This window comes from Candidatus Krumholzibacteriia bacterium (genome assembly GCA_035649275.1).
Taxonomy (GTDB): Bacteria; Krumholzibacteriota; Krumholzibacteriia.
Map to the genome: position 1 here is coordinate 18,269 of DASRJW010000045.1, position 9,028 is coordinate 27,296.

The following is a 9,028-nucleotide window of genomic DNA, read 5'->3' on the forward strand; positions in this document are numbered from 1 at the left end:
TCCATTCTTCGGGGGTCATGATTCTGTTCGCGCGCCTCGAAGGGCAGGTCGCGGGACCAAGGCGAGGTCGCTCGAAGAGTAGACCCGAAACGGGCTCGGGCACAACGCCCCCAAGCGGTTACCCCGGTTCCCCAGCAGCCCGCCGACGCAAGCCGTTCCACTCCTCCTCGCTCAGGAGGGTGCGGGCCTCGGGAGTCGCCACCAGGCTCTGGCGCAGGCGGGCAAGCCGCTCCGCCGTCGGCGGGTGGGTCGAGAGGAACCCTGGCAGGCTTGGCCCGCTCGCTTCGGCCTCGAGGCGTTCGAGAAGCGTGAGGAGGCCGCTTCCGTCCAGCTGCCGGGAGCCGAGAAGGCGGACGGCGTAGTCATCCGCCGCCCGCTCCTCCTTGCGGTCGTAGGAGAGCCCGAGCAGGAGAGCGCTCTGGTCCAGAACGATTGCCGACAGCCCGTTCACGTCACCCACCACGGCGGCGGCGATGAATCCGAGCCCTGCCGTGCGGGCCACGCGGCGCAAGCCGTGTCGCATGTGCACGTGGCCCAACTCGTGGGCGAGCACACCGAGGAATTCGCTCTGGTTCTCCATGAGGGCGACGAGACCGGTGCAGACGACCACGGCTCCCCCAGGCAGTGCGAAGGCGTTGGCGGTGGAGTCGTCCACGAGAGCGATCTCGAGGGCGGCGAACTCGGGGGCGTCCTGCCCGGCGGACCCCGAGCCATGCAATTCCCGCATGCACTTCGCCAGCGTTTCCCGCGTCGCCGCATCGTCGAGACGCGGGTGCTCTCGAAGAGTGGACTCGAGCAAATGGCGGCCGAGACTCGCCTCGGCTTCGGCGGGAACGAGACGCACCGCCCATCCCACCAGGAGATCGAGTCCGTGTGTGAAGAAGAAGGTGACTCCTCCGGCGAGCACGACGAGACAGGCGAGTAGCAGGGGCCCACGACGCCTGCGCCGCGGCAGCAGACGGGTGCGGCGGAGCGCCGCCACCCCGGCAGGATCGGGGATGAGCAAGACGCCCCGCGATGGCGCGGGCAGTTCGAGGCGCGCCTGGTCGTTCATGCCCTGGAGGCGGGCGCGCAGCGCCGAGAGTTGGAATTGTCGCGTGCCTTGTCTGGTACGTAGCGAGATCCCGGTCGCGGTGAGCGTGACTTCCACGGCGCGTCCGGTGGCATCCTGGCCCTCGTACAGAGTGGCCGCACCGCGCCAAAGGAGAGGGTCGACGTTCACCAGGCGGGCCCTTCCCGCGCCAGCGCCGCGAGCACGCGCCCGGCGTGGGCACGCAGCACCTCGTGGTGCTTGCCGGGAGCGAAGAGCTCGGTCGCCGGCCACTGTTGTGGATCGACGAGGCGCAGCCCGGCGCGACGGATCGCTTCGCGCACCTCGGGGCGCGATTCGACGCGCTGATCGTACCAGACGAGGAAGTTGATGCTCGCCGGCGTGCGCGCGAACTCTCCGTCGGCACCGCTGCCCCAGCTGCCGTCGGGCTGCTGCTGGCGCAACAACCAGGTCACATGGCGGGGCAGCACCGCGCGCAGGCGCGAGCGTGCCTCTCGCCCGAGCAATCGCTCCGCTGCCATCCAGCCTTCCTGCACGTACGCCGCGCCGATGAAGGGGCTCTCTCTCCGATCGACGACCTGCGGCCCGGGCGGCAGGGAGCCATCCTCCCGCACCTGAGCGAGAGTCCACTCCAGGGCGCGGAAGGCGCGCTCCCGGTCGCTCTTGTTGCCGCTCCGCCGCGCCAGCCAGGCGTGCAGCTCGATCCCTGCCAGGGCCGTGCTCACCAAGTACGGAACACGGGAGGCGCGTAGCTCCACCCGCGGGATGGCCGAGCCGGGCCAGCCCACACCGATGGCACCGCTCGGCAGGATCATGCCGTCTTCCTCCAGCGCGGTGACGAAACGGCGCGACGCCGCTTCCCAGAGCCGCAGCTGCTCTTCGCTTGCCTGCGACTCGAGCGCCGGAAAGAGGCCGAGCGCGGCGCCAATGTCGGCGATGTAGACGGCACCGTACCCGGTCGACCAGTAACCCACCCCGTCTTGTTGGGCGGCGAGGGAGTCTGCAAAAGCAAGGGCACGCTCCCCGTACGTGCGCGGATCGAACCACTCCGGCGCTTCGCCGGCATGGGAGGCGAAGACTTCCGGTACCGCGGCGAAAGCACGCATGAAATAGGCTTCCACGAAGAGCCGCCGCTGTCCCAGGGGACGCGCCAGCGTGTGGCCGCAGAGGACCGCCAAGGTCGAGCGAGCCGCAGCGGGAGCGATGCCGTAACGCGCCCGGGACGAGGCGATGGGCAGCGGTGCCTGCAACTCCCGTCGCTCCATCCCGAGACAGACGACGCGATCCGCCGTCGTGCTCCAATCGGTCGGAACGCGTTCCACGCAGGCAGCGACCAGGCGTTCCCGATCGAGGAGCAGCGCGGGCGTCACCGGGATGGTCCCTGGGCGGAGAAGGAGCGCCCGCGGCGGCGTCCAGGTACGACCGCCATCGGTGGAGAAGGAAAGTCGCAGCGCTTGCAGCACCGGCGGGGCTTGGGCAGGGTCGGCCGGCGGATCGGTCCAGGTCAGGGCCAGCGCCCCGGCGCCGGCAGACGCGAGTGCGATCCCAGTGGCTCCGGCAGCGAGGCCGAGCCCGCGCCAGGCGCTCCAGGTGCGGCCACCGTCGCCAGAATCGCAGGCCACGAGTTCGCCGCGATGGGCGACGAGGAGCAACCGCCCTTCACCGCTTTCCGCCAGCGCGGGCGCCGCCAAATACGACCAAGGGAGCGTGGCGATCTCGTTCCAGCGCACGCCGCTGTCGTCCGACCCGTACAGCGCCAGCGTGATCCCGCCACTCTCTTCCCACACCACCGGCAACAGCAGCTGCTCGGCTCGCAGAACCGGTGCACCGAGGACCACGGTGCGACCGGCGCGCGGCGTCAAGCGGGTGGGCCCGCCCCAGCGACCCTCGGGGCCGGCGCTCCGGCGCAGGAAAATGCCGAAGAGGGAGTCTCCGCTGCTGCTCCCTTCGAGCGTTTCCACCGAGAACACGAGCATCTCGCCGTCGGCGAAGCGCAGCAGCCGTGACGCTCGCGGATCCCAGGAAAGAAGTTCCGTCTCCCCCGGAGAGTGCGTCTTCCCCGAAGAGTGCGTCGCGCCCGAGGCCGAAGAATGGCCTCGGCTCTGGGTCTGCACCGCCTCGCTCCATCGCAGGCTGGTGAGAACGGTTCTTCCAGGTTGCAGCGTGGTCAGGAGCCAGGGGGCCCGCGTCGTTCCCGCCAAACCTCCGATCTCGCTGCTGCCCGTGGTCTCCGAGTTCGCGACCCACAGAACGCGTTCGGCCGCGAGCGCCGCGGAGCACGCCACGAGCCAGCCGAGGAATGAAAGGACGATGCGCACCACGATCCGCTCCCTGGTCAGCCGAGAACCGTCCGGTACGCGGTCAGATTCTGGTGGATGAAGAAAGCCAGGAGCGCCCAGGCAACGGGCTCGAGCCACCACTTGCCACGGGCGGGTGCATCCACGAGCTGCAAACAGAGCGCCGGCACACAGGTGAGGAAGTATCGACCCTGCGGCTGGAAGTCCACGGTGAGGCAATTGTAGAGACCGAGCCCGATGAGCAAGGCGAGATAGGGCAAAGCGAAGAGATGGGGAACGCCGGTGCGGAGTCCGCCGCTCGCGCGCAGCAGCGGCAGGCAAGCCAGCGACAATCCCAGAGCCAGAGCGAGCACTTGAAATGCCCTTTCGTAGGCCGAGGGCAGAAACCGCAGGTGCATCCAACCGAAGCGTCCCCAAAAGCTCTCCATGGAGTGGCGAACGAAGCCGCGTTTGAAAGCTTCGGGCAAGGTGACCCCCTGCTGCTCTTGGGAAAAGAGGAGGTGGGTCTTCTCCCTCACACTCGGTGGCAGTGAGTCGATGTACTCCCGCGCACGGGCTGCCATGGTCCTCCGTCCGGTGAAATCACCGTCGTAGAGGATCGCGTTGCGCAGGAACCACGGCACTGCGATGAGGGCGGCGATGCCGGCGCTCCAGGCGAGCCGGGTCAGGAAGACTTTGCCATGCCGCCGCCATAGGAGGCCCCACCACACGAGGACGAGAGGGAAAACGGCGTAGACATAGATCTTGGCGGCTGCAACCGCACCGAGGGCGAGGCCGTGCACGAGCGCCTGCTTGCGGCCGAAGCCGTCGCGCTGCACCCAGGCGGCAGCGCAGACGAAGACGGCGAGGGCGAGAATGGCGTAGGCGTCGTCGTTGACGTAGGCGCCGACGAAGCTGACCTGGGGCCAGAGACCAAAGCAAAGTGCGGCGACCGCCGCTGCCCACACCTTGCCCCAGAGCAGCAGACCGGCGGCATAGGTGCAGAGGGCAGCGAGGGCGATGCAGAAGCTGTCGAAACCCCTGGCTTTGGCTTCCGAGGCGCCGCCGAGGCAACGCGCCACCATCCCGCTGAGCCAATAGGGCGCTTGCGGCGAGAAGATGTAAGTGATCCGCATCTCGTGGGCGCCGCTTCCACGCACCAGCATCTCGAGATGCTCGGGGCTCGTATCCGCCGGCAGTCGGCGCCGGTTCTTCCCCATCAGGTGGACGGCGAAGTTGTCCTCGCCGTAGCGTGGCAACCGGCCGTGATCGGCGACGAACTTGACCAGTGCGTAGTGATCGGCTTCGTCGGGAGCTCCGTCGAAGGGGATCTTCTTCGACCAGCGGAGCTCGTTCCCGCCCACGGCGCAGAAGACGACGACGCCGATCCAGAAAGCGAGCCGTAGGAACCAGGGGCGCTTCATGGAGAGGCATCGTATCCGAAGGCGGAAGCAGGCCGCCACGAGGGGACCTGGCCTGCCTGAGGCTTGCCCGCCCCGCCGCCGTCGCCGCCGGAGTAGACTCCCGGACTCCGACCGCCGCGGCGAGAAGGGACCTTCCTCCCTCCGCCGGGAGAGCGATGGCAGCGAGTCCGCAAGTCGCCCTGGAACCAGAGCGCGGTTTCCACCGGGAACTGGGGCTCTTCGACGCCACCATGCTCGTCGCCGGCTCCATGATCGGCTCCGGAATCTTCATCGTCTCTGCCGACATCGCCAGGGACGTGGGTTCCGCCGGCTGGCTGCTCCTCGTCTGGGTGCTGACCGGTGTCGTCACCGTGATGGGGGCGCTCACCTACGCCGAGCTGTCCGCCATGATGCCCCAAGCCGGCGGCCAGTACGTGTTTCTTCGCGAGGCCTACAGCCCGCTCTGGGGTTTCCTTTACGGCTGGACGGTCTTCGTCGTGATCCAAACCGGTTCGATCGCCGCCGTCTCGGTGGCCTTCGCCAAATTCCTCGGCGTCCTCATCCCCCCACTCGGCACCGATCAGATCCTGTTCCGGAAGTCCGGCCTCGATATCTTCTGGTCCTTCCCGCTGCCTTGGATGGAAGAGCCCATCGTCTTCTTCCAGCGGCAGGAGTTCACCATCTCCGCGGGTCAGTTGGTGGCGGTGGTGGTGGTCGCCATCCTCACCTGGGTCAACTGCCGCGGTGTCCAAGCCGGGAAGAAGGTGCAGAACTTCTTCACCGTGGGCAAGACGGTGGGCCTGGTGGCGTTGATCCTGGTGGGCCTGACGGTGGCGGCCGACATGGACGTCATCCGCGCCAACCTGGGCAACGCCTGGGGCGCCATCCGGGAGACACCCCGGTACATCGGCCTGGAGCGCATGCTGCCGCTCGGCAGCGGCGCCCTCATCCTCATGGTGCTCGGCGGCACGATGGTGGGTTCGTTGTTCTCCGCCGATGCCTGGAACAACATCACCTTCACCGCAGGCGAGATCAAGGATCCTCGCCGCAACTTGCCGCGCAGCTTGGTCCTCGGCGCCGTTCTCGTCATCGGCCTCTATCTGCTGGCGAATCTCGCCTTCGTGACCTCGCTCCCCGTGGCCGGCACCGAAGGCGCGCTCACGCCTCTCGAGCGCGGCATCGCCCACGCCCAGGACGACCGGGTCGGCACCGCGGTGCTCGAGCTGGCCTCGCCCAAGCTCGGCGTGGCACTCATGGCCCTCGCCATCATGATGTCCACCTTCGGCTGCGTGAACGGCATGACCCTCATGGGGGCGCGCCTCTACTACGCCATGGCACAGGATCGCCTCTTTTTCCAGGCCGTGGGCCGGCTGAACGAGCGTGGGGTCCCTGCCGCCGGCCTGATCCTGCAGGGAGTCTGGTCGGCGGTCCTGGTCTTCACGGGCACCTACAGCGAGCTCCTCGACTACGTCATCTTCGCGGTGCTCTTCTTCTACGTGCTCACCGCCGCGGGGCTGTTCGTGCTCCGCCGCAAGCAACCCGACCTGGAGCGGCCTTATAAAGTGTGGGGCTACCCGTTCCTTCCTGGGGCCTATGCCGTCCTTTGCTTGCTGATCATGCTGGATCTGCTCGTCGTGAGGCCCGTGTACACCTGGCCCGGTCTCTTCCTCGTTCTGAGCGGCATCCCGGTGTACTGGTTGTGGCGTCGCCATCCGCGGCGCGCCGCGAGCCAGATCTCCTGACCGCGAGCCGCGTCGCTCCGCCTTGTCACACCCGTCTGCCAGAATGGCAAGCTCGGAAATCCGCACGGTGCGCGGCGCTGCGGACGATGGACCCCAGAGAGCCGGCTGGGCATAATGGCCCCTTCGCGTTCCCCATCGCGGCGAGCTGGGCGCTGGCGAGAAAGGTGCTGGCGCCACATCTTGGTGTGATTCGTGGAAGCGGGCCCCCTGGGAAGGCGGGTTCGTGGACGTGGTGCGAGGAGGGCCTTCGTTGCGCCGGGTGTCGGAGATTCTCGCCAACCTTCTCTTCGTCTTCGCGCTGGCTGCTTCCGGCTGCGATTCCGTGACCGACGATCCCCGGTTCGTGCTCCATGACCCCTATGCCTTCGCGGGCACCTGGTATCGGGGCAACTTCCACATGCACAGCAGCCACAGCGACGGCGCCTATCACGGGGTGGAGCTCGCCGGTTTGTACGGCGCCCAAGGCTATGACGTGCTCTGCATCTCGGACCACAATCAGTGGGGCGACCAGGACGGCGGCAGCCTGAGCCAGTTCCAAACGGACACCATCGTGCACGATTGGAACGGTGACGGAACCGTGTACGCCGAGAACGTCCCCGGCAGCGGCGTCGAAGCCTATGTCCAGGACTGGAGACATTCCCGGCCCAAGTGGAGCATCGATGCCTACGAAATCAGACCGGTCGACGAGGCTCTTCCCGTGCTCATTCCGGGCGCGGAAACGAGCTACGCCGGGTGGCACATCGGTCTCCTCGGCCATCCTGCGGGTTGGATCGAGGCCCCCGGCCTGTCCCTGGCCTTCGTCACCCGCACCCATGACGCCGGCGGTTTCGTTTTTCTCGCACACCCGGCGCTCTGGAACGGACGCGGGAAACATCTGACCGGACGCCTGGACATGCGGCAGTTCGACGCCCTGGAGATCATGAACGGGCTGCACCTGACGAAGGGGGAGCCCGCCGATGCCACCCCCTTGTGGGACGAGCTGCTCACCATGGGATATCGACTCTGGGGGCTGGCCAACGACGACGCGCACACACCCATCGGCAGCCCCGAGGCCGCTCCGTTCACGGCGTTCCACATGGTTCTCGCCTCGGAGCGAAGCGTCTCGGGCTTCCTCGAAGCGCTGCATCGGGGTTCGTCGTACGGCAGCACCGGTCTCACCTTCAGCAAGCTCGGCAGCGAGGGGGACGTCATCGTCGTCACCGCGCCGGGGGCGGCGCACCTCACCTTCATCGGCCGGAGCGCCACCATTCTCCTCCAGGTCGACGGGGAGAGCGCCAGCTATCTCGTCCACGGCAACGAGGGTTACGTTCGTGTCGAAGCCGTGGGTTCCGAATCCGGTCCACTCGGACCGACGAGGGCCTGGTCCCAGCCCTTCTTCGTCGAGCGCCAGACCGACTGAAGCCTTTCCTCACGCTCCTCGGGCACTCCACACCGTGGCCCCACGAGCGACTCCCTATGAGGCCGCAGGAAGTCTCTGGACGGCGCGGTCCTGACGTTTCGGTCCAGTCGGCTGGATCCTTGCTAACCGTTTCCTGTCAACGCGGAACAGTTTCGCTCCGCCACGCGGCGCATCGCGATCGCCCGGCCCATGGGGACACCCGATGCCACGCTGCGGGGTAGCGTCCGCCGGCATCCTCCTGGATGCGTTGCGCGCGCTCCTCGATCCTTGGCGGACGAGGTCCGTCGCTCCTGAGAGGAGGTTGCCATGTCGCTCCCCTCCGTGTTCACCACGCTCCTTCCCGTGCTGGCGCCTGTGGCCGCGGGCTACGCCGTGGCGCGCTGGCTGGGGTTGTCCGCCAAGCCACTGACCGTCGTGCTGCGCTATGTACTCTTCCCGGCGCTGCTGTTCACGAGCCTGCAGGATCGCATGCCTTTCTATGTATTCCTTCTGGTGGCCGCCACCGGTGCGGTCATGACGCTGGCCGGGCTGGCCCTGGCGGGGAGTGCCCATCGCTTCCTCAAGCCCCATGTCGACCGCTCGGCTGCGGTCCTCAACATCGCTTGCTTCGCCGCACCGGTGCTGGCGCTCGGTTGGGCGACGAACGGGCTGGGCAGTGCCTGCGCGCTCTTCGTCGGTGTGGCGCTCACCTGGTTCATGATCGAATCGCGCCACGATCCCATGGCGCTGCTGCGCGAACCCTGGGTGTACGCCGTGGCCGCAGCTCTCGTCTTCCAGGCCGGGCGGATCTCGGCACCCTGGCTGGATTCGATGGTGAAGCCGCTGTCGCTGGCTTCGTATCCAGTGCTCCTGCTTTTCCTCGGCGCCTCCATGCACCCGTGGGTCTCGATGCGCGACAGCAACGCCTGGGCGACCGTGGGCATCCGTCTGCTGACCGGCCTCGGCATCGCCCTCTTGGCGGTGGCGGTGTTGCCGTTCTCCGGCGGCGTGGGGCAAGGGTTGATCCTGGCTTCGCTCGCCCCTCCTGCCACCCGGGCCATGACGCTCGGCGCCGTGGCGGAGGACAGCGCGCGGGCCCAGTCGGCAGCGGCGCTCGGCGCCTTCGTCTCCCTCGTGGCCATGGCGACGCTGCTCTTGACCGGGTGGAAGCCCTGGGC

Annotated in this window: 6 protein-coding genes; 3 read left to right on the plus strand and 3 right to left on the minus strand. The window is 67.8% G+C overall.

Going from position 1 to position 9,028, the window contains the following annotated elements:
• Nucleotides 1-118: 118 nt before the first annotated feature.
• Genes VFE28_04550 through VFE28_04560 form a run of 3 tightly spaced genes read right to left on the minus strand, consistent with a single transcriptional unit; the run spans nt 119 to nt 4,751 of the window.
• Nucleotides 119-1,222, minus strand: a complete 1,104-nt coding sequence (locus VFE28_04550) for a M48 family metallopeptidase (GenBank protein HZM15253.1) — start codon at nt 1,220-1,222, stop codon at nt 119-121.
• Nucleotides 1,219-3,372: an exo-alpha-sialidase gene (locus VFE28_04555; protein HZM15254.1), complete on the minus strand. Its 2,154-nt coding sequence runs from the start codon at nt 3,370-3,372 to the stop codon at nt 1,219-1,221. The genes VFE28_04550 and VFE28_04555 overlap by 4 nt, the downstream gene beginning before the upstream one ends.
• 14 nt (nt 3,373-3,386) lie before the next feature.
• Nucleotides 3,387-4,751 carry a phospholipid carrier-dependent glycosyltransferase gene (locus tag VFE28_04560; GenBank protein HZM15255.1) on the minus strand — a complete coding sequence of 455 codons (1,365 nt, stop codon included), beginning with the start codon at nt 4,749-4,751 and terminating at the stop codon, nt 3,387-3,389.
• A gap of 155 nt (nt 4,752-4,906) precedes the next feature.
• Between VFE28_04560 and VFE28_04565 the strand changes: the two genes are divergently transcribed.
• The 3 genes from VFE28_04565 to VFE28_04575 form a co-directional block, all read left to right on the plus strand.
• Complete coding sequence (locus VFE28_04565) at nt 4,907-6,472, plus strand: amino acid permease (GenBank protein HZM15256.1); 1,566 nt, start codon at nt 4,907-4,909, stop codon at nt 6,470-6,472.
• A 250-nt stretch (nt 6,473-6,722) separates the two neighbouring features.
• Nucleotides 6,723-7,871, plus strand: coding sequence for a hypothetical protein (locus VFE28_04570; protein ID HZM15257.1), 1,149 nt, complete (start codon nt 6,723-6,725; stop codon nt 7,869-7,871).
• Nucleotides 7,872-8,177: 306 nt separating this feature from the next.
• Nucleotides 8,178-9,028, plus strand: an 851-nt coding sequence (locus tag VFE28_04575; protein HZM15258.1) for a hypothetical protein, incomplete at its 3' end; no start/stop codon positions are given.